The following is a 23,425-nucleotide window of genomic DNA, read 5'->3' as shown; positions in this document are numbered from 1 at the left end:
GCCTATGATACGACAATTCCTCATCAAACTTCTCATCCTGCCGATACGATTTTATCAGAGGTTCTTGTCGCCCCTCAAGCCTCCTACGTGTCGTTATGCACCGACTTGTTCGGCCTATGCCATACAGGCACTCCGCAAGCATGGTCCTATCAAGGGGCTTTATCTTGCAGTGAGGCGCATCTTGCGCTGTCATCCTTGGGGTGGTAGCGGTTATGATCCTGTGCCATGAGGATCGAGGAACTTGGACAAGGAGGGATGGGGGTATCGCCCTATGTCGACTTCCATACCCATCGTCATCGTTATCAGGTCTATGCCGGTCGTACGGATGTCATTGCCGTGCAGTCGGTGATGTATGGGCTGGAGTTGCCTTTGCCCGAAGCGAACTATGTGACTCTTGGTATCCATCCCATGCAGGATGATGTGCAGGAGCTTGTCCGCCGACTTCGTGTCGAGCCTGACAAACTTCGAGCCGATCTGATGGCAGAGATCAATGCGTTGGGGGGCCGTTGCTGCGGTATCGGTGAGTGTGGATGGGACAGACGGAGTGTACTGTCATGGGAGGATCAGGATGCTTTGATGGCTTTTCACTATGCTTTGGCGCAGGATCTGGGTCTTCCTTTGGTGCTGCACATCGTCGGTGGAGTGCATAGGTTATTGGCTTTGAAAAGTAGTGTGCCTTCCGAATGTGTCGGTTGGTTTTATCATGGTTTTAGGGGTAAGTCTGCCACTTTGGGACAGCTGATTTCTGCCGGTGTTCATGTGTCGCTTTCGCCTACACATCATACCCCAAAGGAGATAATGATGCGGAGTGCAGAGGGGGTGTTCTTTCTGGAGACCGATGATAGTGATAGAGACATTGAGACTGTGTATGGCGAGGCTGCTTCTCTTCTGGATGTTGATGTGTCTTATCTTCGTAATAAACTGTTAGGGGATTTTAAGATTTTTCTATCAAAATAATTTAGTCCCTTTGAAATAAAAGACTTATATTTGTAAATAGAGGTTCGAGATGATAAAATCTTGAACTCTCGGATTCACTAACAGAAAAGAAAGAATAGATTATGAGAAATGACAAAGTAAAACTACTCCTCGGTATAGCTATCGGTACTGCAATCGGCGCAGCAATTGCTTATCTTTCGGATGACGAACGCAGAGAGCGTCTCATCGATGGTGTCAATGACACTGCAGACAAGATGAGAGAAAATATCAAAGATGCATACTATGATGCTCGTATCCGCGGACGTAAGGCAAAGAGAGACCTCTCCAGATATATGGCAGATATGAAGGGAGAGGCTGAAGACTTTTACGAAGACATGAAGGGAAGAGCTTCTCGTCTCGCTCGTCGTGGTGAGGAAACATTCGACGAGGTGGTCGAAAAGGTTGAAGAGAAGTACGACGAGATCGAAAAGAAAATCTGATCCGTATCTCTCCTTGTAGTAGCGAGTCTGTGTGCCTGAAATAGCCTTGCGGGGGCTGTCTCAATGAAGAGGGTGGGGTATAGTGCTTCGTTCCCTCCGTGGAGAGAGCTTTTCTGGGAGAGCGTTTCTTGCAGACGGACTCGTTGCGTTTGTCAGGGGGAGTGTTCTCTTAATTTTGTATCATTTAGATTATTGAAATATGCAGAAGTCTATACAAACTCTTATTCAAGAGACCAAAGAAGATCTCAGCAATATCATAGATAGTAAGATCGAGCTGTACAAGCTTTCTGCTTACGAGAAGGGGATACCTGTCGGGCTCAACATCGCCTACAATACCATCCTCATCGTGCTGTTGTTGTTTGTCATCGGGATGCTTCTCACTTCGGCTGCATTGGGTATGGCCACGTTGTTTGTCGATGGTGACGTCTCTGTGCTCACAGCAGTCTCTCTGGGCTTTTTGGCCGTCGGTGGGATATTGCTTTTGATCGGTTTGATCATGCTCTTTTTGCGTAAGAGTATCGTGCGATCAAGCTACAACAAGATCATCGGAAAGATGCTGGACGAGACCCCCGAGGTCGTCAATACCGACGCTCTTGCCATCGAGTATCATCCCGAAACTTACAATACATACACTCAGGAGGAAAGAATGCAATGAACAACCGAATAAAACCAGAAGTGAGGTTGCAAATGCGTAAGGCCAGCCTCGAGAGAAGATATGAACGTAGTCGTCAACGCCTTGAAGAGAATGTTGACTATTTCCGTTCCAACGTTGTCAGTGTGGCAGGACGTCAGGTCGTCGAGTCTTTGGAGGACTCCAGTCCCATTGTGGCTCGTATATTGCGTAGCGTACTGCCAGGACTGCATGGCGAGAGTACAGTCTCCTCTTCTCGTCGTACCTCGACCGGGAAAAGCTCGTTTTGGAGTAATCTGAGCGGAGGGATATTGCCATTTTTGATGGATATGGGCAAGCGCAGAATACTGAGTTTCGGTCTTCGCCGTACGGGTGGGATTTTGAGGTTTCTGCTCAAGGGGATCCTCAAACTGATTTAGTTGAGAGATTGGTGTTTTTCTTTCACGATAAAGTGGTAGGACAATATTATTATTCGTACATTTGTACGAAGTCAATAGCAAGATATGCTTTTGGCGCCTTTGTGTAATGCACTAATCTTATTCAACCTAATAAAAAGAACTCATAAACTATGATTAAAGTAGGTATCAACGGTTTTGGTCGTATTGGTCGCTTTGTTTTCCGTGCGGCTCAGACTCGTAACGACATGGAAGTCGTAGCTATTAATGACCTTGCTCCGGTAGACTACTTGGCTTATATGCTCAAGTATGACACCATGCACGGTAGATTTGATGGTACGGTCAGCTATGAAGGCGACTCTACTCTTATTGTCAACGGTAAGAAGATCCGTGTAACAGCTGAAAAGGATCCTGCAAACCTCAAGTGGAATGAGGCCGGTGCTGAGTATATCGTAGAGTCTACAGGGCTATTCCTCTCTAAGGAAAAGTCTCAAGCTCACCTTGCTGCAGGTGCGAAGTATGTCGTTATGTCTGCTCCATCCAGCGATGATACTCCTATGTTCGTCATCGGTGTCAATCACAACGAATACGTAAAGGGTACTCAGATCGTATCAAACGCATCTTGTACAACCAACTGTCTTGCTCCTATTGCTAAGGTCCTCAATGATAACTTTGGTCTCGTTAACGGTCTCATGACTACTGTGCACTCTGTCACAGCTACTCAGAAGACTGTCGATGGGCCTTCACTCAAGGACTGGCGTGGCGGTCGTGCGGCTACTGGCAATATCATCCCATCATCTACAGGTGCTGCCAAGGCGGTAGGTAAGGTGATCCCTGAACTCAATGGCAAGCTCACAGGTATGTCTATGCGTGTGCCTACTCTTGACGTTTCGGTGGTAGACCTTACTGTAAATCTTGCTAAGCCTGCCAAGTACGAAGAAATCTGCCGTCTTATGAAGGAAGCTTCTGAAGGCGAATTGAAGGGTGTCCTTGGTTACACAGACGAAGCAGTCGTGTCATCAGACTTCCTCGGTGATACTCGTACCTCGATCTTTGATGCAACAGCAGGTATCGCAATCACAGATACATTCGTGAAGGTCGTTTCTTGGTACGACAATGAGATCGGTTACTCTAACAAGGTATTGGATCTCGTTGCCCACATGGCTAAGGTCAACGGATAATCCACCTCCTCTGACGGAGAAATCATACCACATCCCCACTGATGAGTGTTATCTCATCAGTGGGGATTTTTTGTCTCCTTAAATGAAGGGGCTCGTCCTCAATGTGAGAAGGCGTGATCCTATGATAGATAGTGGTATAAGCCTTTTGGGTTTCTTCTTGATGAAGATAGTTTCATCTTTCCACCAAGTGTTCGCGTTAAATAGCTGACAGATTTCTTTCGATCAGAAGCCAAAGACTGTTTGATTTGGTTCAGTCTTTGTGGAGATATACGAAGGCTTATGTGGGGAGTATTCAGAGGATGAGGGAGGCTCCGTGATCGGAGGTGGTGCCGGCTTCGGGAGAGGACGAGCGTGGAGGCTTCAAGGTGAGGCTTATTAGGTGAGTGGGAGACAGGCTCTCAGTCGTGATTTTTTCTTACCTTAGTTGTTAGAAAACAACTAAAATAGGCATACAACAAATATGAGAATAGGTATACTCACATCGGGAGGAGACTGTCCCGGGATCAATGCCACGATACGAGGGGTAGGGAAGACTGCCATGGTGGCTCATGGTATGGAGGTGTTAGGCTTTCATAAAGGCTTCTCAGGCATCCCTGCAGGTAGTTATGACGTCTTGAATATGGACAAACTCAGTGGTATTCTTCATCTTGGCGGCACCATCCTCGGCACTTCTCGTGAAGGGCATATCGGTAAGGCTTTGCTTCAAGATGAGGCCTTTGCCAATGAGTTTTGTGAGGCTTATCACCGCCTTGGCCTTGATGCGATCGTTGCCATCGGGGGGAATGGGACAATGAAGACTGCTAAGATCGTCTCGGATCTCGGTCTCAATGTTGTTGCGATCCCCAAGACGATCGACAATGACGTCTGGGGTACTGATGTCACTTTCGGGTTTGATACCGCCGTGAGTATTGCCACAGAAGCCATCGACCGTCTTCACAGCACTGCCGCATCGCACAACCGTGTGATGGTCGTCGAGGTCATGGGACATCATGCCGGGTGGATTGCTCTCCATGCCGGTATGGCGGGAGCCGCCGACGTCATTCTTTTGCCCGAACTCGGGTTTGACATCGAAGTCATCAAGAAAGACATCGTAGAGCGCGCCAAGGCTGGCAAACAACACTCCATCATCGTTGTGGCCGAAGGGATAGAGATCAACGGCAAGAAGCGTCCCGGTCATCGTCTCAGCAAGATCCTTTCGGAAGAAACATTCCTCGAATGCCGTGAGACCGTTTTGGGATATGTCCAGCGTGGTGGCGCTCCCTCCGCTACCGATCGCAATCTCGGTACACGAATGGGAGGACACGCAGCCCAGCTCATCTCGCAAGGTATCTTCGGAGTCATGGTGCGTATGCAGGGAGGAGCTTTGGGGCATATCCCACTCTCTCAAGTCGCAGGTCGACTAAAGGTCGTAGAGCCCGACAACGAGCTCATCATCCAAGGCCGTCGCATGGGTATCTCTTTCGGGCTTCCGAGAGAATGACCGGAGATTCTCTCTATTACAACGTATGAATAGGACGGCAACATTGCACTTTGAGATCGAGTACCATGTCTCTTCACCCGATTACTCATTGGTCTGGGAGGGGGAGATTTCTTCTCCTGAAGGTTACAACGAGCGTAGAGCCTTATCCATGCAGTTGCAAGGAAAGTGTTGGCATCTTTCGTTGGAGCTTCCCGAGCAGTTACACGGTGAGGGCTCTTACGTGCTGTCGTACAACTATTTGCTTGAAAAGGAAGGTGTCCCCATCCGATACGAAGCCCCTGCACCCCACACGCTCATCATCAATCCTCCTCTTGGCGAAGATGTACGCATCAAAGACCGGTGGATAGATCCTTCTCCTCTACATCGACTCAACCAATATCCGATTGCTCCGCTTCTGCATCCCAAGAGTGATGAAGTCAGACCCATAACGCTGGATGCTTTGACTGTAACCATAACAGCCGTTCATCTGCCTCACTTGCTGACCGGACAGCTCTTTGTCTGTGGTGCGTCTGAGCCTTTGGGGGCTTGGGATCTTAGTCGTTCTGTCCCTCTTTCAAGGAGTGGTGATGACTATTATTTTGTCTCTCGGGAGGAGGTGGATACAGAGTATAAGTTTGTTTTCCGACTGGAGGACGGTACTTACCTTTGGGAGAGGGGGGACAACCGATGGTTGCATTCCTCCGAGGGGAGTACGATACACTTCGTACATCCCCCCGACTTCGATGTGGCTTTGGATCAATTGTCACATCAACTCTCCGGCACAGTCTTGCCCCTCTTCTCTTTACGTACCGATCGGTCGTTCGGGGTGGGGGACTTTGACGACGCTTTGCTTCTGTTGGAATGGCTCAAAGAGACCCGACAGACCGTGTATCAGCTCTTGCCGATCTATGACACCTCGTTCACAGGCACCTTGGCAGATACCTATCCATACAACAGCATAACCACTTATGGTCTCCATCCGCTGTATCTTTCCGTTCGAGATCTCCCTTACTATTCGACTTCTGTCGAGCGTGACCGATGGGAGCGAGAGGCTCTACGCCTGAATGCACTACCTACCGTCGCTTACACAGAGGTCTTGGATCTGAAGTGGGAAGTGATCCGTGACATCTTTGCTCGCTGGTACGATGCCGGAGGTCATGAGACCCAAGAGTATCGCTCATTTTTGGAAGAAGAGGGGGAAGACCTCATGGCATACAGCCTTTTCTGCGTCCTTAGAGACCGTCATCCTCATAGGGAAGTCGTGGACTACCCTCCTTATGCCATGGTGAGACGTGAGTGGGAAGAGGTTCGAAGTGTCGAGGGGAAGGATGCTACGTCAGAGGTAGAGTTGCATAATTTTGTTCAATATCATCTGTATCGACAGTTGGCAATCCTCAGTCGAAGAGCCAAGGAATACTCTATACTCCTCAAGGGGGATCTGCCGATAGGTGTCGGTCGCAACAGTGTGGATGTGTGGGTCTCCCCACACTTGTTCGACATCGGGATGAATGCCGGTGCGCCCCCCGATGCTTTTTCCGCAAACGGTCAGATATGGGGTTTCCCTACGTACAACTGGGAACGTATGCGTGCCGATGAGTATCGGTGGTGGCGACGAAGGCTCTCCACGATGGAGCGTTATTTCAGTGCCATACGTATCGATCACATCTTGGGCTTCTTTAGGATATGGAGCGTCCCGAGGGGAGAGACCGATCCTTGTTTAGGTCGATTTGTGCCTGCTCTTGGCTACTCCGTGCACGAGCTCGCCGATCGGGGTATCTCTCCCGAAGGTTTGGATAAGGCCGGAGATCCCGACAGGGTCTTGTTGAAAGATGAAGACAGTCTCTATCATCCCAGAGTGATGCTGTCTCGTTTGCCACTCTTGAAGACGTTGGACGATGGGTTGGCTCAGCGACTGATGGCTCTCCATGACGAATACTTCTATCACCGCAACGAAAGCCTATGGCGGCAGACCGCCATCGAGCGTATCAGGGGCTTGATGTCGGCATCACGGATGCTCCTCTGTGCCGAAGATCTGGGGATGTTGCCCCACAGTGTCAGCGAGGTCCTGTCGAGCTGTGAGATCCTGTCGCTGGAGATCCTGCGTATGCCCAAGAGTCCTGTGGCAAGCATTGTGCGGAGCGAAGACATCCCTACGCTCTCGGTGCTCAGCACCTCCACGCATGATATGCCTACCCTGAGGGGGTGGTGGCAGGAGCGATCCGAGCGAGAGCGGACAGAGCTGGAGACCTACTACAACACCTCCGGAGAGTCTCCCCTGACACCAGCCGGTCTGATCTCAGCCCTCTTCGATAGTGCCGCTCTCTTTGTCATCCTCCCCCTCCAAGACTGGTGTGTCCTCTCGGGCTATGGCTCTGATGTCGATCCCAAGAGCGAGCGCATCAACATTCCCGAGGATCCGAGACACATTTGGGACTATCGCATGAGTGGTTCGATCGAAGCTCTGAGGGCAGATGAGGTACTCAAGGAACGAATAAAGGCTTTGACTCATGACAAGTCAAACGACCCTGACAGATAAATAGAAGACCGTAACTTGGTTGTCTCCCTGACTCAAATACACTCGATACACAAGTGAGACCTTTCGGAAAGACGGTTCGATTGTTTATGTCGCAGGACAGAATGCTTTCTGTCGGTCGCCGGAATGTATTCTGTCCCACGAAAGAATGTGTGCTGTCGTTTGATCGAATGCCGGATTTTTCGGGTATTTCGACATCGGAGCAGACTTTGAGAAACACCGAGCCCAATACTTCTGTATCTTTGTGCTTGAAACACTTACTTACAAGGAGATGAAAGTCCTACTGATCAATACTTACTCCGGAGGTGGCGGTGCTGCCGTTGCGGCTCGACGACTGCTCGAAGCTCTCGATGCCATTGGTGTCGAAGCTCGTCTGCTGATCGCCACCGATGGTGCGCAGGTAGATGCCGATGTCATTGCTCCTTATCACAAGGGACGATGGGGTAAGTGGGCTTGGAAGGTCGATTTCGTCACCGAACGCCTCTCGCTCCTGCCACACGTGGGGTATGAGAGGACAAGGCTCTTCAAATACTCTCCCGACAGCGGAAGTGATGTCTCAAATCATCCTTGGGTGGCGTGGGCTGATGTGATCCACCTGCATTGGATACAACACGCATTTGTCTCCCTCCGAGGCATCGAGGCTCTTGTCGCTACGGGCAAACCACTGCTTTGGTCGCTACACGACTTATGGCCGATCACGGGAGGGTGTCATATACCATATTTTTCGGCAAACGGAAAAGTGGAGCGGTGTGCCAAGTTTCATCACCACTGTACGGCTTGTCCCATCCTTTCGGGAGGACGACCCCGGGACCTCTCTTGGCGACAGTACCGGCGGAAGTCCAAGCTCCCCTATGACAAGATCCATTTCTTGGCCGTCAGTCGGGCTGTGGCGGATGAAGTGAGAGCTTCAGTTTTAGCTCGATATTCGGATGTCTCTATCCTGCCGAATATGATCGATCCAAACATCTTCAGACCCCTTTCAGGGGAGCATCCCGAAGGCTTCAGAGTCCTATTCGTCGGGGCTCGCCCCGATGATCCCATCAAGGGACTCCCACTGTGTAAGGAGATCTTGTGCAAGGCTTGTGATCGCTCTGAGGCCTTTGCGAAGTACGCTACCTTTGTCTGTGTGGGTGTGCCCAAAGATAATCAGGCACTCGCAGACTTTCCTGTCGCCGTGGAGGCGATGGGAGCTGTGCATTCGACCGAAGAGCTCGTCCGACTCTATAATTCGGCACGTGTGACCCTCTCCACCTCACTCTTTGAGACCTTCGGACAGACGCTGCTGGAGTCCGTCGCCTGTGGTACGCCGGCTTTGGCTTTCGAGGTCGGGGGCATCTCCGACATCATACTCAGTGAGAATGGTCTCCTCATCCCTCCTTACGACACCTCGGCGATGGCACAAGCACTACTACACCTCTTTGAGCATCCCGAAGAGTGGGCACAAAAAGAGAGGGTCAGTGCCACGGCATCACGCTTTTATGCCGAGACGGTGGCAGAGCAAGCGAGGGCGATCTATGCCTCTATGTTGTCAGAATAGAGGGAGCTGGTAGATAAATCCGAGAGAGAGACGGTGGGTGTTGTTGTCAAGTTTGCTGTCAAACTCGTGAACGTATGCACGGCCGACATAGGTGAGGAAGAATCTCAGGTTTTCCCAGTGGGGGAAGTATTCCACTCCGGCAAAATAGCCATACGAAGAACGCATCAATTCGCCATTCAGCCACTGATCCTTGCCCTGAAATCCTGTTTCGTACATTCCTTTCACAAAGAGGTTCCACTTCGGGAGCACGCGACATGAGAGCTTGGCGATGAATGAGAGGTATTCGGCATTCTCGACAACCGGGATGAGGGGCTTTGCATTGAGCCCTTCGCGCGAGTACATCGCGTCGAAATATCCTGAAACAGGGCCGAACTTCAACTCATTTCCGAGTGCGAAATAGTGCTGCCCATGATGGTCGGTCTGCATCATGTAGGAGTAGGACCAAAGGGTGTTCCAGAAGGATGTCACACGCCCGCTCCAGTTGATCGTACCGAGGATGGGAGCCTTGCTGTCTGTGAGCTTTTCTTTCGGAATCCATGGGTAAGTCTCTTCGAGCGTGCCTGTGCGTGCATTGAGTATCTGGAACTGAAACTTCTGTGTCTCCACGGGGCGGAAGATGAGGTTCGCACCCGTCATGAAACTGGGTGAGTATTCGATCATGTCCGCAAACTCGTACACCACGATGGGATTGAAGTCAAACTCCACCCCTCCGTATGCGGTACATTGTTTACCGATAAAGAGCGAAAACTTCTCGGACAACTGTACACCTATCCCTGCCACATCGATCGATAGAGGTAGGTTGTCATACGCCCGGGTTGCATCGTTGGAGGTATTGAGACGCTGGAGGAGACGGTAAGAGACCTTGTCGCTGATGTTACCACGTGCTTCGATACGGAGCTGTTTGCCGTTGAACTTCGCACGTTGGAAGTCATGATCGTCCCACATCATGTCTGCACTGAAGTGGGTATTGAGATAGAGGTTGAAGCGGTCTTGCTTTTCCTTGATCAGTTTGAGTTGCTCGGCAAGAGAGGTGTCACTGGTATAGTGTTCGCGTTGAGCATAGGCACTCACCAGAGTCATAAGGGCGACGATCGCCGCCAAAAACAATCTTTTTGTCATATTTGTGTATCTCTCAGATTTTTTGGGACAAAGTGGTCATTTCGCCTACAAAATTAACAAAAGAAATACATAGACCGAAGCTTGGCGGGATATTTGCAGTCTCACCATATCAAAGGCTAAAGGAAGAGACATATAAACTTGATGGTGATCGATCAAATCCGCCTGCTCCACTTACGCCAAGGTATGATCGGAACATTATCATTTGAGTGATTTTATATATTGTTTGTCGAGTATTATGACATTATTTTATAATTACTGATGCAAATACCACATTCAGGGGATTGTCAGCCCTTGTAAATAGTTGTATTTTCGCAGTGTAAAATCATAAATACTCAAAAACATGAAGATAAGATCACCAAGGGTATTGGGTGTTGTACTTATTTCCCTATTAAGCATCACTTTGACTTTTGCGCAGGAGCGACATCGGCTCTCCGGAAAGGTCTACGAGATGGTCAAGGGGAAGCGCACTCCTCTCCCTCACGCCTCCGTCTCCTTGCCCGTGTACAAGATGGGAGGTAATTCTCAGATGGATGGGAAATACCTGATCAAGGGTATTCCGACAGGTCGTGTCCGTGTCCTTGTCTCCTTTGTGGGCAAGCAGAGTATCGACACGCTCGTCCTCGTGGATAAGGATATGATCCTCGACTTTGTCCTCCGTGAGTCTCAGTTCGACGTAAGAAAATATGCTGAAAAATAAGTAAACACGTGTAAATCAATCTATTTCGTATTTTGTTAAAATAGAGCATAGAAATAGATTGATTTACACGTGTTTACTCGTTTTGTGGAGTGTTTCCTTATATCGAACTGGCGTTTTCCTCACTATTTTTTAGTGTAGATTGAGGCGACCTTTTGCCTATACAACGCCAGTTCGATCTATGGAAATATATTTAAAGTTAGTGAGTATTTGTAAATTGTGATATTGCTACGTTTTTATTTCAATAGGATAATCACAAAGAAGAGCCAACATTTGAGTTTGGGACTCAGACATAAGTAAAAAAAACTGAGAGCAATGTAAGCACCTAAAAAATACATAAAAACTAAACATTATAATAATCAATACATTATATATCTCCTTTATATCGAACTGACGTTATATACGGTGCGAGGAGCATGTGGCTCAGGAGGTCTATTACACACTTTTCGGGTACTACCCTTTCGTCGGTCCTGCTGTCTATTTCTTCATACATCGTGCATAGGTTTTAGAAACAGAAAACCCCACCTACAAAAGATCTCCTCTTTGTAGGTGGGGTGCTTATTCCGTATAGGGACGAACCGAGGCGACTTAGAGGTCGATCACGAGACGTTCGGACTCTTCGACGGGATTGATGCGTGCATTGCGGATGGTGTTCCATTCGTCTGCATACTTGTCCCAGATGTCGATGCCAAACTCTTCTGCGCCCAAGCGATCAAGTGCCGATAGTACCCGACCGACGGTGATCTTGTCTATCTCCATATTGGGGAGGTAGACGGGAGAGTAGGGCTCTCCTTTGATCGGGTGTTCGAGGAGGAGATTGGCATCCATGAGTTTGTTAAGAGTATCGGTCACGATGATGATGGGGAGATTACTTTCCTTGGCAAGGAGTTCGGCCGTGTAGGGAGTCTCTTGGTATTTGAAGTTTTTGCAAACTTTCTTCATGATCACAAGTGCCACAAAATCAATGAAACGCCTGCTGATGTTCGCGCACTCCTTCTTGTATGCGTAGCGTTCGATGTTTTGGATGGCATAGGAGAGCTGTGCCCCAAAGAGACAGATCAGCCAAGCTAACTGTATGAAGAGGAGGAGGAGGGGAATGGCTGCAAAACTACCGTAGATGGCATTGTATTTGCTCACCCATATCTGACCGGAGATGTACAAGAATTGGAAGGTGTGGAAGGCTATCCCGGCAATGAGGCCCGGGACGAAGGCTGCGACGAAACCGACCTTTGTGTTCGGCATGATCCAGTAAAGAAATGTGAAGATCAGTACGACGGCAATGAATGGAATTACTCTCAGGAGTGTCTCCACGAGTGGCGAAAGGGAGATGTCCCCGACAAGAGAGACATTTTGGAGGGAGGTGATGAAGACGTTGGTACCTGCAGACATGGCCATCACCAGTGGTAGGAGTACGAAGGCAGCCATGTAGCCGAGAAGCCTTTTGCTCCACTCTCGGGTGTTGGATATGTGCCAGACTTCGTTGAATGTGTCTTCTATGGTCACCATCAGGCTGATGACCGAATAGAGAAGTATGAGGATACCGATACCGATGACCACTCCGCCTTGGATCTGATCCATGTAGCTTTGGACAAATTCGAAAGCTTTCTGAAGCTCTGCACTATGTCCCGGGAGGTAGTAATAGAGTTGTTCTTGTACGGACTCCTTCATCCCAAACCCTGTGGCTATGCTCAGGATGATGGCAAAGAAGGGGACTATGGATAGGAGGGTTGTATAGGTAAGGGCTGAGGCTTTCTGGCTGACATTGCCGTTGATAAACTCTGTCACCGAGATGTAGAGTACCTTGACTGCATTGAGCAGATACCCCTTGAAGCCTCCGACATCATTGGAGTAGAGACGCCACATGTCATGGGAGACAAACTTGATTGCCTTCTTGATGCCGGTAGATATCTTGCTCGTTTTTGATTGGCTTTCTTGTCTCTCTTTCTGTATTTTTTTTAGTTCTTCTTGAGCTTTTTGTTGTTGATCCATATATGAGTAGTGAGTGTTTTGGGAGAAGAAAGGCAGTAGGGGGTAAGCCGGGTTCTGTTATCTCGGAGCAGGCGAGCCTGATCCCAAACCTTGTCATTTATCTACTATGCAGGTCGCCCTGCATCTCTAGCGATCTACCCCTCGACATCGGGCGAGCAACCCTACAGCGTCGGTATACATGATCTTACAACCCATAATGTGTACGGCAGTCAGTATCACTACTTCCTCGGTGAGCTCTTACCTCACCTTTTCACCCTTACCGGACGAGCCGGCGGTCATTTTCTGTTACACTAATACGCCTCACGACGTCTTCCCGTTAGGAAGTATGGTGCTCTGTGTTGCCCGGACTTTCCTCTCGGCATACCACAAGTGGATCTGCCCAGCGACAAGTCTCCTACTGCTTTTCTTTTGACAAAGATAATAGAAACTCTCTAAAATCTTTATTTGTCTATTATTTTGGTGGACTTGATGTACACCGGTTTGATGGGTGCGTCTTCATCGTCGGTCTCGATGTGTTGTATCTTATCGATGACCCTATCCCCTTTTATTACTTCACCGAAGACTGTGTACTCGCCGTCCAAGTGAGGGGCACCACCTTTTCCCAAATACACATCTTTGACTTCTTTGGGGAGAGGAAGCCCTTTTTTCTTGAACATCTTTTCTAATTCGTGATCGAGGAAGAACTTCCCTGTCACGATATAAAACTGAAAGGAGCTTGATCTCTTTTCAGGATTTTCGTCATCACCTATACGAGCGGCTGCAAGTACGCCTTGCTTGTGGAAGAGCTTTGGATACATAAATTCGGCCTCCAAAGTCTCTTTGTGTTGCTCTTCCAGTTGTGTCTTAGTCTCTTCGTTGCCCTTGAGGACATTACCCCCTGCTTGGATCATGAAGCCGTTGATGACACGGTGGAAGATGATGTTGTCATAACTGTTGTTCCTGACGAGTTTCAGGAAGTTGTCTCGATGCTTAGGTGTCTCGTTGTACAATTTGACTATAAATGTCCCTTTATTGGTTTTGAACTCGATCATGACCTCCTTCTCTGTCAGGGACTGAGCCAAGACAGAAAGTGTCGTAAGTGCAATGACTGTAAGTGTGATGAAGATTGTTCTGAGCATGACTTTATGGAGATTATTTTAGGTCAAACCAATAAATTTTGAGAGAATGATTGCGGCACTGATGCCTACATTGAGAGACTCTGTCGTCGAAGATGGAGCCGCAGGGATGGCGTAAAAATCTGTACAGATATCTTGAAGCTCCTGAGAGATACCATGTCCTTCATTGCCAAAGAGGATACAAAGCGAATTATCCCGATTGTATTGTGTTGCTTCCCCGATGGGGATGCCTTCCATCTTTGTTCCACAGATGATTTTGAAATGTTGTGGAAGAACATCCTTGAGTACAACATTTTCGTGAACAACAACAGAGCCTAAAGCTCCCGCCGTCGCTTGGACGACTTTGGGGTTGTAAATATCCACACAGCCCTCGCCACACAAGAGATGACGTATCCCCAACCAATCGCAGAGACGGATGATAGTCCCCATGTTTCCGGGGTTTTGTACCGAGTCCAAGGCAACGCATAGCCCAAGACTTTCTGGGAGGGGGGCAGTCTCGGGTAAGTTGTAAACAGCAATGAGATCTCGCCCTTTGTCCAAAGCCGAAAGACGCTCCATTTCTCTCTCCCCTGTGATTCGTACCTTGTGGTCTTCGAGAGGATGTTTATGCTTTAGGTCATTGATCCTCTCTTCGGAAGACGACAGTACAGCCACAACCTCAAAGAAGCTTATAGTCTCTTCGACCACTTTCTGCCCCTCTGCAACGAACATACCGTACTGCTCCCTATACTTCTTCATCTTGAGGGAGGAGTAGAGTTTAAGCTCCTTTTGGGACAGTTGTTGAAAGGTCGGCATGGAGAGAAGTTACACTTTATTTGTTATCATAGTTCGTGACCCACCAATTCATGACACTTGCCATGTCAGGCAGGACGACATCTGCACCATTGTCGTACAGAATCTTTTCGGGGACAGGTCCGGTCATCACCGCAACGACGAAAGCCTCGCTTTTGGAGGCTGCTTCGACACCATAAGGTGCGTTTTCGATGACCAAGGTCTCCTCCGGGATCGCATCAAATAGAGCCATTCCTCTTTTATAGGGTTCTGCATCCGGTTTTCCAAGGATGCAATCATCTGCTGTTATGACATTGTTCAGGTCGATATCGTTCGCCAAATACGCTCCTATTCTGCTCAAGGCGTTACTCTTTGAACTCCCTGTGACCACACCGATCTTTATTCCTTCGTTTTTGAAGTGTCGGATAAGGGGTTCGATCCCCGGGATGAGTGTTATTTCGGTCTGTTCTCGGAAAAGCGTTGTCTTATGATTGTAGACCTCACTCACAAAAGCCTCACTTGCTTCTCTACCAAACTGTCTCTTGTACAGATGTCTGATCGTATCACTCCCCTTTTGCCCTTCGTAGAGATAAAATTCATCCCTCGTAGCCTCCAGGCCGTAAGCTTTGGCTGTCGTGTACCAAGAGTCTGCATGATAGGGCATCGTGTCAAAGAGCACCCCATCCATGTCAAAGAGCACCAGTGAAGGCTTACGCTTTGGACGAACAGATATATCGGACATCGTTGTCATCATTCTAAAATCCTACCCGAAGAGAGATAATATCTCGTGTAGTATCCATCACTCATTCTGGATATTGTTACTCCTGAGCGAGTGGCAGCGTGGACGAAGAGACCATTTTTGAGATAGACACCCACATGAGACGCAGCTCCTCCACGTCTGTTTCGTATATTGAAGAAGACAAGGTCTCCCTCTTTTAGTTCAGTCTTGTCTATTGCCCTACACTTCTCTCTCAACCCCTGAGCTGAAGTGCGGGTCACATCTATCCCATAAACATCCTTGTACAAGTGATAGACGAATCCCGAACAATCCGTGCCTGCCTTGCTGTATGCCCCATATCTGTATGGGACACGAAGCCAATCCTTGACAAACTCATAAAGGGTGAGATTATCTTCTATTGTGACCGGAGTTTTCAGTTCAAGCGAAAGGTCTTCTATCCTTTCTTCTACCTCCAATTCGAGTGGACTGGGAGGCAGGCACACACGACCCACTACTGCAGGCTTATGGACTCTGCAAGAGGTCGTCCCCATGACAAGGAGCGTGAGTATAAGTATGATTATCTTGCGTTGCAAATCGTATTCTGATAATAGCCGCGTCTCTACTTCTCAGGAAAAAGAGACAGTGGCGATGTCCCGAAGAGCTTATCTAAAGGAGGACATCGCCACTGTATAGCTTGTTTTGTTCTATTTGCTTTGTCGGATGTCCGATTTAAGCTTGGATAGATACGAATGAGCGGTCATTTCTCTTGCGAGAGAACACTACCACGCCATCGATAAGCGCGTATAGTGTGTGATCCTTACCCATACCTACGTTGTCACCGGGATGGTGCTGAGTGCCACGTTGACGAACGATGATGTTGCCCGCCTTTACTACTTCACCACCATATTTCTTAACACCAAGTCGCTTGCTGTGTGATTCGCGACCGTTCTTAGAACTACCAACACCTTTTTTATGTGCCATGATCCTTTGTCTTTTTTAGATTAAAAAAATATGAGTGATAAATCAACCAATAATTTCCTTGACTGCGAGTCTTGTAAACTGTTGGCGGTGGCCATTAAGTTTGCGATAGCCTTTTCTGCGCTTCTTGTGGAAGATAAGCACCTTCTCACCCTTCACGAGTGGGTCAAGTACTTCGCATACGACCTTGGCACCGTCTACGACAGGTGAACCGACCTTCACGCTACCGTTGTCAAGGAGAAGAACTCTGTCAAATTCGACAGTGTCACCTTGAGCGACATTCTTAATGTGGTGGACAAATAGCTTTTGTCCGTTCTCGACCTTAAATTGTTGGCCTTGAATCTCTACGATTCCGTACATGATGTATTGTAATTTATCAAGTTAATACCCTTTGGGTGGATGCTTTTAGGCACCTCTTATCGAACCCAGGTAGGAATAATCTGTGCAAAGGTAGTGATTTTTACCTCTCTTGTCAAGTGTTCGGAGCACTAAATGTTTTAAGTGCAGTGCTTTAGTTTACTCGCCGGTGTTATCCACCACCGTTTCCTCCTGCTTCGTAGGCTCTGTCTCCCCTTCTTTTTGTGTCGGTTCCAAGAGCTCTTCGGTGCGAGACTTCCAAGGGCGTTTGCCGAGGATGTTTTCTACATCTTCGGTGAAGATGACTTCCTTCTCGAAGAGCATATCCGAGATCTTGCGGTGTCCCTCTCTATGTGTCGAGAGAAGATCCTTCGCTCGCGCATACTGTTCGTTGATGATGCGTAGTACTTCTTCATCTATCTTCCGAGCAGTCTCTTCGCTGAAAGGTTTAGTGAAGCCATACTCCCCTTGGGTATCTTGATAGTTGATGTTCGGGAGTTTGTCACTCATGCCGAAGTATGTGACCATTGCCTGAGCTATACGTGTGGCACGCTGCAGGTCGTTCGCTGCACCTGTGGAGATACGACCCAATACCACTTCTTCGGCAGCTCGACCACCGAGGATGGCACACATCTCGTCGAGGATTTGTTCTGTCGTAGTGATCTGTCGCTCTTCGGGGAGATACCAAGCTGCACCGAGCGCACGTCCACGAGGGACGATAGTCACTTTGATGAGCGGATTGGCATGCTCCAAGAGCCAAGACACAGTAGCATGACCCGCCTCATGGATGGCAATGGCCTTTTTCTCTTCCTGTGTCGTGATCTTTGTTTTCTTCTCGAGGCCACCCACGATACGGTCGATGGCACTTGTGAAGTCGTCACGATCTATGGATGTCTTGCCATTACGTGCAGCAATGAGTGCTGCTTCATTACATACATTTGCGATGTCGGCACCGGAGAAGCCCGGGGTCTGTCTCGATAGAAGGTCGATATCCACAGACTCATCCAATTTGAGGCGTCTCATATGTACCTCAAATATCTCTTTACGCTCATTGAGGTCTGGCAGATCTACCTGTATCTGACGGTCAAAGCGTCCTGCTCGGAGGAGGGCCTTGTCGAGGATATCCACTCTATTTGTCGCGGCAAGGATGATCACCCCGCTGTTGGTGTCAAATCCATCCATCTCCGTGAGAAGCTGATTGAGCGTATTTTCTCTCTCATCATTGCCACCGAAGCCTGCATTCTTGCCTCTGGCACGGCCGACAGCATCGATCTCGTCGATGAAGACGATACATGGTGCTTTCTCTTTGGCCTGCTTGAAGAGGTCTCTCACACGAGAAGCCCCCACGCCGACGAACATCTCCACGAAGTCTGAGCCCGAAAGGGAGAAGAATGGCACATCAGCCTCTCCGGCCACAGCCTTAGCAAGCAGTGTCTTTCCTGTCCCCGGAGGTCCTACGAGGAGTGCCCCTTTGGGGATCTTACCTCCGAGATCGGTGTATGTCTTGGGTGCACGGAGGAAGTGGACGATCTCTTCGATCTCCTGCTTAGCCCCACTCAGTCCGGCAACATCCTTGAATGTCACTTTGACCTTATTTTCTTTGTCAAAGAGTTGAGCCTTAGACTTTCCGACATTGAAGACCCCTCCACCGGCACCACCCGTCCCCGAAGACATTCTACGAGTAATGAAGATCCAAAAGACTATGATGAGCAGGAAAGGTGCTATATTCAATATGATGGGCCAGAAAGAGTCCTTCCTATTGTCATACGAAACTTTGGCAGTGATCCTTTGCTCACGTTCCAATAGCTTCTGATAGATGTCATTGAAGGCTGTCGTTCCCGGCATATCTGTGCTTACGAGGGTACGAGAGAGTAGGGGCTTCCCTGTTGGTAGCGTCTTTGATGTGCTGTCGTGTGCCGATACCCTGCTCTGAGGATTTTCCTTGACCTCTCCCAGGACTGTTCCTTTGGCAGACTGTACGGTGATTTTGGAGAATTCGTCACGCTCCATCATTTGTTGGAACTCGCTCCAGTCCACCCTCTTCACATCTTCTTCTCCCGGTAGGAAGAACAAGCTCCCGATGATGAGCAAAAGGATGATGTATAGCCACCCAAATCCAAACTTCGGCATACCCGACTTCTTTGGATTTCTGTTGAGGGGGTTATTGTTCATGTTTTGGTTGTCCATGTGCTGTTTTCAGTTAGTCGTTTTCCAAGCGGATTTGTTTGGCGTCCGCCCAAAGTTGCTCGATGTTATAAAACTCTCTCAGAGCAGGCACAAATATATGTACCATGACATCGACATAGTCCATGGCTACCCATTCACCATTACCAATATGGGTGTGCAGAGGCTTTTCGCCCGTCTGGATACGAGCAGTGTCAAGCACGGAATCCTGTATGGCCTCTACTTGTACAGGGGTATTCCCTTCGGCGATGACCATGTAGTTACAGATGGAATCATCGACATTCGCCATGTCTATGATTACGATATTTTTACCTTTTTTCTCTTTGATGCCCTCTACGATGCTATCGACGAGAGCTTTGGAGTTAGCCGTTGTTGTTTTCAAGTTGCTTCTGCGATTATTTTAGATTATGTGATCAATAGTCTTAATTAGCAAAAAGCGTGCCAACTCTTCCACCATGTCACTTCGAGAGTTTTTGAGCACGTATGTGACTAAAACAAGCAGAGGGGCGAAAGTGTTCGGTCACACCTCCCGAAAATTATAGATTTCGGGAGCGACTGTCGGGCGTTATCTGCTATCGGAAGGATCCTATTTTACCTTTATCTCAAGGGATGTCCCCCCCGAATTTATTATTCTTTCTCCATCGGCTGATATGGGATTGCTGTATTGGCTGTTTCAGGACCCCGTGAAGACATTTGTTGCGTCGGTTCACCGTCTTGTAGGATGAGAGAGGGACGTTCATGGATTTGTTTCATGTACTGCAGTTGTTTTTCTCTCGTTGTTTCTTGATACTGCCATCTGAACCATTTGATGGGTTCGCACACTTGAAGTATTTCTTTTGCTGTGCAGCTGATGATACCCTCTGTGTCATTGAAAGCAAGGATACTCCCGGGTAGGGCATTGAACTTCCATGGATACACCGCAACCGGTATGTCAGGGGCATACCATACCTCCCATGTGCGACCTCTGAAAGAGGTTATGGCTTTGTGACAAAGATGTCCCAAGATGGTCATCGTATCAGATTCGAAAACCCATGTGAAAGAGGGGAGTTCTTCTTCGTATTTATTTGCTGCGGATTCTTCTTGAGGCGAGAAGTATTCTCTTTGGACGACAGTGATTTTTCCTTCCGGCATATTTTGGTATATGCTACTACCGTCAAACCAAACCATCTTCATCCCATCCTCTCTAAGACCGGAGAACCTCTCATCCATCAAGTTAGTGTGTTCGCTATAATACTTGCTTATGTGGTGTCCGATCTGAAGGGTAAAGTCTTCTTTTCGTATGCCGCTTTTGCGCATTGGGTCGTTGACGACACGCTCGTAGCGGACTTTCAGAAATGTGCTGTCTACTGTTTCCCAACGTGTCACATCGAAAGGCAACAATACTAAATCTTCAGCGATGATGAACTTCTGAGCTGAAAGACTTGTCGAAAGAACTGGTAGAACTAATACTAAAAGAGAAAAAAGTACGTGTTTCATAGTTTTTTAGCGTGATTAAATTAGTTTGAAACGAATACCGATCAGTACCATACGTCCTCTGAGGTTGTAGAGTGTTTCGTAGCTACTGAACCGGTTTGTGCGGGTATGTCTGTATGTCTTTTGGTTGAAGAGGTTTTGCACTTTGGCATAAAGCCCGATTTTGTTGATTTTATATTGAATCATTGCATTCAGCAGATGAAAGTTTGGCACCGAGGTATTGCTGTTGTTGTAGAAGTGCTTATAGTCCAATACAAGGTGAAGTTGCTCTGAAGGTTTGATGGCAATACGTGCTTCGGTATTCAATGCCAATATTGAGGGTAGGGATTGTCCCATATCTATGTGAGACCTGATCCCTTGAGCTTCGCTTTGTAGTGCCACTTCTGTAAATGAGTTGGGGTTCAGAGACAAGTCTGCTCTGAGGCTACTCAACTCTGTTTTTTGTCCGACGATCTGATCTTGCAAGAGAAGAGGCCCTTGTATCTTAGTATATGTGGTTTCGAGCCCAAGTTTGAGACTTTTCAAGAAAAAGCCTTTGGATAGTCTCAGACCGGCTGTCCACACCGTTGCCCGTCGGTCAGTGGAATGAGAGGTGAACGTAACGGTGTCTGCCTCAATCTTATTGCCAAACAAATATTTTGGTGCATTATTCGTATAGTTTAAGGAAAGGGAGCTAAACAGCATTTTTCGGACATCCTTATAGTTGATACGCCCTCTAAGCAAATGTCCGGAGCTTTGGAATAATATCCCCTGGTATTTCGAAGATGTCCGATGCCCCGTATATAAAGGGAAGTCGTAGAGCATCCGTATGTCCGGAGTTTGGGTAGAGTGTCGGTAGGCGACATCAAAAGATAAGTATCTGTCGGGTACGTAACTAAAATAAATGTCGGGCTCAAATGTTATTTTTCGGTACTGACTCTTCTCAGAATTCATAAGATGGAGAGAAGTATAAGCTACTTTTAGCTTTGATGACCACTGCACTTTGCGACGACTATAAAAAATCTCAGGGGTAATTTCTGTTTGAAGCTGTTGCTTTCTAATCTTATGAGTCTTTGTCTCCATGTTCGACGTCTCGTTTTTGCAGGAGATGCCCAAAGAGGTCTGGGTGTGGGGGATGAGGCTTCTGATTGATAAGTCTAAGGCATAATCCCCATGCCATGATTGTTCTCTAAGGACTTGAGACTTATCATTCAGGAGCAGATGTTGAGGAAAGGAGAAATAGCTGTTGTTGCTTTTGAAGTTTAGCCCGATTTGATCAAAGACTTCTGTCCAGACAAGCTTGTGGGATAGCGATATCGGTGTCTCTTTTTGAGAGACTTTATAGGGCGACTCGGCCTGGATATCCACTGTACTTTCTCGTTTCCCTAAGTCGATTGAGAAGCGGGTGTCCACATACCTTTCTGCTTTGTTTACATTGAGGTGCAACATCCCTGCATACTCATTCGATTGTTTCGCTCCATCTGATATTTCGTCAAATCTTACTTCTTGGCCATTGGGGAGTATATGTGTGGAGATTTCATGCATTTTTAGCAACTCTTGTCCCTTGGTCATAATGAAATTGAAACCTGAGACTGTCTTTTCTGACAGCGATTGTATCATATTGATGCTGCCGGCAATGTCTTTATTGTGAGTGTAAGTGTGCTCTTCACTCAAGGATGGCTTGGGGAGAGTTATATCGGCCAAAGGAGATGGTAGTCTATCTTGAGTGGCACCGAAAGAGCGAAATCCGATGCTCGGATCTTTCCCCGTGTTATTTGTCTGTAACAGACCCAGCTGTTGACTCTTTTTGCGAAACCTTGAGAGCAGAAGTTTACCATCCCATACCCCTTCCTTTTCAATCCCTCCCGCGAGATCTGCACTACCGATCCATACGCCTCTTTTTGAAGATTTTAGTTTTACGTTGATCGCGGTACGATCGCTTCGAGAAAATTCTTTCAGAGCTTCTATCTCCTGATGCCGTTCCATGACCTCAATGCTACTCACATCATCAGGATGGAGGCTGTTTGTTGCTATGCCGTATCTTCCTTTGAGCATATCCAATCCTTCGATGTAGAACTTGCTGATGGGTTCTCCCTGATAAAAGATCTGTCCATTATGTGAAACGTTGATCCCGGGGAGTCTCCTCAAGACATCTGCAAGAGTCTCGTCGGTGCTGTTCTTGTATGCGGCAATATTGAAGCCTATCGTATCACCGGAGATTGATATTTTTTCTGCTTTTACGTCCAGTCCCCGTAGTTCTACAGGGCGTTCGTCTACCTTCAAGATGATATTTTTAAGGCTACTGACAGATCTTGTGAATATTTGGGGTCTTATGCCGACGCGCATGACCCTGAATCTGACGGAGTCTTCTGCCAATATTACTCTCAGTGATAAGTTAAACCTTCCCTCCGAATCACTCATGCCCGAAGCCAAGACTCTTTCTCCCACATGGGGCAAGAGCAGGATGGTCGCAGCATCTATCGGTGTGTTTTCGATGCTTACGACCTGTCCACTTACGAAAGAGGTCTCCTCGGGTGGAGGTGAAAGGCGTGTGCTCAGTATGAAGGATAGTAAGAAGGTAAATATCATGGGTGTAATCCAGCCTTGAGAAAACTATAATCTGCCGGCTTTTTAATGGTTATTAAATACCCAATTATAATGGAGTGACATCTTTTTGCAGAGAAGTAAGGTGTGGCATTTGCCCCTTACTTTTCGATCCAGATAAGCGTACGAAATGTTCTTTTTCATGTGATTCAACTGGCTCTTTGAATCCATATGGATGGACATGGTCTTTTAGCTGTGTTGTTTTTAACTTACCGCTCAGCCTAAAATTACTCAATATTGTGAGTTATACAAATGAATTTACAGATTTTTTGTGCTTTGTGTCCTCATTTTGA

At 47.8% G+C, this 23,425-nt stretch carries 22 protein-coding genes and 1 other RNA gene; 10 read left to right on the top strand and 13 right to left on the bottom strand.

Annotated elements, in window-relative coordinates; translation table 11 throughout:
• Positions 1 to 4 precede the first annotated feature (4 nt).
• The 9 genes from yidD (at position 5) to EL262_RS04490 (ending at position 9,151) form a co-directional block, all read left to right on the top strand.
• Positions 5 to 229 carry a membrane protein insertion efficiency factor YidD gene (gene yidD, locus EL262_RS04530; protein ID WP_174706348.1) on the top strand — a complete coding sequence of 75 codons (225 nt, stop codon included), beginning with the start codon at positions 5 to 7 and terminating at the stop codon, positions 227 to 229.
• On the top strand, positions 226 to 957 hold the full coding sequence (locus tag EL262_RS04525; protein ID WP_078735578.1) for a TatD family hydrolase: 732 nt from the start codon (positions 226 to 228) through the stop codon (positions 955 to 957). Before yidD ends, EL262_RS04525 begins: the two co-directional genes overlap by 4 nt.
• 101 nt (positions 958 to 1,058) lie before the next feature.
• A complete protein-coding gene (locus EL262_RS04520) occupies positions 1,059 to 1,415 on the top strand; it encodes a YtxH domain-containing protein (protein ID WP_025837115.1) in 357 nt (118 codons plus the stop codon).
• A gap of 199 nt (positions 1,416 to 1,614) precedes the next feature.
• On the top strand, positions 1,615 to 2,070 hold the full coding sequence (locus EL262_RS04515) for a phage holin family protein (RefSeq protein WP_025837117.1): 456 nt from the start codon (positions 1,615 to 1,617) through the stop codon (positions 2,068 to 2,070).
• Positions 2,067 to 2,465 (top strand): hypothetical protein, encoded by a 399-nt coding sequence (locus EL262_RS04510; protein ID WP_126464357.1) that lies wholly within the window; start codon positions 2,067 to 2,069, stop codon positions 2,463 to 2,465. The genes EL262_RS04515 and EL262_RS04510 overlap by 4 nt, the downstream gene beginning before the upstream one ends.
• 149 nt (positions 2,466 to 2,614) lie before the next feature.
• A complete protein-coding gene (gap, locus tag EL262_RS04505) occupies positions 2,615 to 3,622 on the top strand; it encodes a type I glyceraldehyde-3-phosphate dehydrogenase (protein ID WP_025837120.1) in 1,008 nt (335 codons plus the stop codon).
• Between the two features lie 460 nt (positions 3,623 to 4,082).
• Positions 4,083 to 5,102: an ATP-dependent 6-phosphofructokinase gene (locus tag EL262_RS04500; protein ID WP_036845310.1), complete on the top strand. Its 1,020-nt coding sequence runs from the start codon at positions 4,083 to 4,085 to the stop codon at positions 5,100 to 5,102.
• Between the two features lie 25 nt (positions 5,103 to 5,127).
• Positions 5,128 to 7,617 carry a 4-alpha-glucanotransferase gene (locus EL262_RS04495; RefSeq protein WP_078735577.1) on the top strand — a complete coding sequence of 830 codons (2,490 nt, stop codon included), beginning with the start codon at positions 5,128 to 5,130 and terminating at the stop codon, positions 7,615 to 7,617.
• Positions 7,618 to 7,885: 268 nt separating this feature from the next.
• The gene (locus tag EL262_RS04490; protein WP_126464356.1) at positions 7,886 to 9,151 is read left to right on the top strand and encodes a glycosyltransferase; all 1,266 of its coding nucleotides are present in this window, start codon (positions 7,886 to 7,888) and stop codon (positions 9,149 to 9,151) included.
• Here the strand turns inward: EL262_RS04490 and EL262_RS04485 are convergent.
• A complete protein-coding gene (locus tag EL262_RS04485) occupies positions 9,143 to 10,270 on the bottom strand; it encodes a porin (protein WP_025837126.1) in 1,128 nt (375 codons plus the stop codon). The two genes, EL262_RS04490 and EL262_RS04485, sit on opposite strands and share 9 nt — an antisense overlap.
• Before the next feature lie 340 nt (positions 10,271 to 10,610).
• Here EL262_RS04485 and EL262_RS04480 point away from each other — a divergent pair, with 340 nt between their 5' ends.
• Positions 10,611 to 10,967, top strand: a complete 357-nt coding sequence (locus EL262_RS04480; protein WP_025837128.1) for a carboxypeptidase-like regulatory domain-containing protein — start codon at positions 10,611 to 10,613, stop codon at positions 10,965 to 10,967.
• Between the two features lie 585 nt (positions 10,968 to 11,552).
• Here the strand turns inward: EL262_RS04480 and EL262_RS04475 are convergent.
• From EL262_RS04475 to EL262_RS04420, 12 genes are all read right to left on the bottom strand, one after another.
• Positions 11,553 to 12,953: a YihY/virulence factor BrkB family protein gene (locus tag EL262_RS04475; RefSeq protein ID WP_025837130.1), complete on the bottom strand. Its 1,401-nt coding sequence runs from the start codon at positions 12,951 to 12,953 to the stop codon at positions 11,553 to 11,555.
• Positions 12,954 to 12,980: 27 nt separating this feature from the next.
• Positions 12,981 to 13,355: RNase P RNA component class A (gene rnpB, locus EL262_RS04470), an RNA gene on the bottom strand.
• A 38-nt stretch (positions 13,356 to 13,393) separates the two neighbouring features.
• Positions 13,394 to 14,071, bottom strand: a complete 678-nt coding sequence (locus tag EL262_RS04465; RefSeq protein ID WP_025837132.1) for a peptidylprolyl isomerase — start codon at positions 14,069 to 14,071, stop codon at positions 13,394 to 13,396.
• An 18-nt stretch (positions 14,072 to 14,089) separates the two neighbouring features.
• Positions 14,090 to 14,863, bottom strand: a complete 774-nt coding sequence (locus tag EL262_RS04460) for a TrmH family RNA methyltransferase (protein WP_036845296.1) — start codon at positions 14,861 to 14,863, stop codon at positions 14,090 to 14,092.
• Positions 14,864 to 14,879: 16 nt separating this feature from the next.
• Positions 14,880 to 15,581 (bottom strand): inorganic diphosphatase, encoded by a 702-nt coding sequence (locus EL262_RS04455; RefSeq protein ID WP_159442724.1) that lies wholly within the window; start codon positions 15,579 to 15,581, stop codon positions 14,880 to 14,882.
• Positions 15,582 to 15,589: 8 nt separating this feature from the next.
• On the bottom strand, positions 15,590 to 16,150 hold the full coding sequence (locus tag EL262_RS04450; RefSeq protein ID WP_025837136.1) for a C40 family peptidase: 561 nt from the start codon (positions 16,148 to 16,150) through the stop codon (positions 15,590 to 15,592).
• A 136-nt stretch (positions 16,151 to 16,286) separates the two neighbouring features.
• Positions 16,287 to 16,538 carry a 50S ribosomal protein L27 gene (rpmA, locus tag EL262_RS04445; RefSeq protein WP_025837138.1) on the bottom strand — a complete coding sequence of 84 codons (252 nt, stop codon included), beginning with the start codon at positions 16,536 to 16,538 and terminating at the stop codon, positions 16,287 to 16,289.
• Positions 16,539 to 16,580: 42 nt separating this feature from the next.
• Entirely contained in the window at positions 16,581 to 16,895 is a 315-nt protein-coding gene (gene rplU, locus EL262_RS04440) for a 50S ribosomal protein L21 (RefSeq protein ID WP_025837141.1), read from the bottom strand.
• 156 nt (positions 16,896 to 17,051) lie between these two features.
• Positions 17,052 to 19,079 (bottom strand): ATP-dependent zinc metalloprotease FtsH, encoded by a 2,028-nt coding sequence (ftsH, locus tag EL262_RS04435; protein ID WP_025837143.1) that lies wholly within the window; start codon positions 19,077 to 19,079, stop codon positions 17,052 to 17,054.
• A gap of 13 nt (positions 19,080 to 19,092) precedes the next feature.
• A complete protein-coding gene (gene rsfS, locus EL262_RS04430) occupies positions 19,093 to 19,458 on the bottom strand; it encodes a ribosome silencing factor (protein ID WP_025837145.1) in 366 nt (121 codons plus the stop codon).
• A gap of 245 nt (positions 19,459 to 19,703) precedes the next feature.
• Entirely contained in the window at positions 19,704 to 20,552 is an 849-nt protein-coding gene (locus EL262_RS04425) for a GLPGLI family protein (RefSeq protein WP_078735574.1), read from the bottom strand.
• A gap of 15 nt (positions 20,553 to 20,567) precedes the next feature.
• Entirely contained in the window at positions 20,568 to 23,117 is a 2,550-nt protein-coding gene (locus tag EL262_RS04420) for a TonB-dependent receptor (protein ID WP_126464355.1), read from the bottom strand.
• Between the last annotated feature and the right edge of the window lie 308 nt (positions 23,118 to 23,425).

It is taken from the genome of Porphyromonas cangingivalis, from assembly GCF_900638305.1.
Lineage (GTDB): Bacteria > Bacteroidota > Bacteroidia > Bacteroidales > Porphyromonadaceae > Porphyromonas_A > Porphyromonas_A cangingivalis.
This window is presented reverse-complemented; position numbering and strand designations above follow the sequence as displayed.

Bases quoted from the DNA above. Each gene is read 5' to 3' on its own strand.
- yidD (WP_174706348.1), top strand. From the start codon at position 5: ATGATACGACAATTCCTCATCAAACTTCTCATCCTGCCGATACGATTT.
- EL262_RS04525 (WP_078735578.1), top strand. From the start codon at position 226: ATGAGGATCGAGGAACTTGGACAAGGAGGGATGGGGGTATCGCCCTAT.
- EL262_RS04520 (WP_025837115.1), top strand. From the start codon at position 1,059: ATGAGAAATGACAAAGTAAAACTACTCCTCGGTATAGCTATCGGTACT.
- EL262_RS04515 (WP_025837117.1), top strand. From the start codon at position 1,615: ATGCAGAAGTCTATACAAACTCTTATTCAAGAGACCAAAGAAGATCTC.
- EL262_RS04510 (WP_126464357.1), top strand. From the start codon at position 2,067: ATGAACAACCGAATAAAACCAGAAGTGAGGTTGCAAATGCGTAAGGCC.
- gap (WP_025837120.1), top strand. From the start codon at position 2,615: ATGATTAAAGTAGGTATCAACGGTTTTGGTCGTATTGGTCGCTTTGTT.
- EL262_RS04500 (WP_036845310.1), top strand. From the start codon at position 4,083: ATGAGAATAGGTATACTCACATCGGGAGGAGACTGTCCCGGGATCAAT.
- EL262_RS04495 (WP_078735577.1), top strand. From the start codon at position 5,128: ATGAATAGGACGGCAACATTGCACTTTGAGATCGAGTACCATGTCTCT.
- EL262_RS04490 (WP_126464356.1), top strand. From the start codon at position 7,886: ATGAAAGTCCTACTGATCAATACTTACTCCGGAGGTGGCGGTGCTGCC.
- EL262_RS04485 (WP_025837126.1), bottom strand. From the start codon at position 10,270: ATGACAAAAAGATTGTTTTTGGCGGCGATCGTCGCCCTTATGACTCTG.
- EL262_RS04480 (WP_025837128.1), top strand. From the start codon at position 10,611: ATGAAGATAAGATCACCAAGGGTATTGGGTGTTGTACTTATTTCCCTA.
- EL262_RS04475 (WP_025837130.1), bottom strand. From the start codon at position 12,953: ATGGATCAACAACAAAAAGCTCAAGAAGAACTAAAAAAAATACAGAAA.
- EL262_RS04465 (WP_025837132.1), bottom strand. From the start codon at position 14,071: ATGCTCAGAACAATCTTCATCACACTTACAGTCATTGCACTTACGACA.
- EL262_RS04460 (WP_036845296.1), bottom strand. From the start codon at position 14,863: ATGCCGACCTTTCAACAACTGTCCCAAAAGGAGCTTAAACTCTACTCC.
- EL262_RS04455 (WP_159442724.1), bottom strand. From the start codon at position 15,581: ATGTCCGATATATCTGTTCGTCCAAAGCGTAAGCCTTCACTGGTGCTC.
- rpmA (WP_025837138.1), bottom strand. From the start codon at position 16,538: ATGGCACATAAAAAAGGTGTTGGTAGTTCTAAGAACGGTCGCGAATCA.
- rplU (WP_025837141.1), bottom strand. From the start codon at position 16,895: ATGTACGGAATCGTAGAGATTCAAGGCCAACAATTTAAGGTCGAGAAC.
- ftsH (WP_025837143.1), bottom strand. From the start codon at position 19,079: ATGGACAACCAAAACATGAACAATAACCCCCTCAACAGAAATCCAAAG.
- EL262_RS04425 (WP_078735574.1), bottom strand. From the start codon at position 20,552: ATGAAACACGTACTTTTTTCTCTTTTAGTATTAGTTCTACCAGTTCTT.
- EL262_RS04420 (WP_126464355.1), bottom strand. From the start codon at position 23,117: ATGATATTTACCTTCTTACTATCCTTCATACTGAGCACACGCCTTTCA.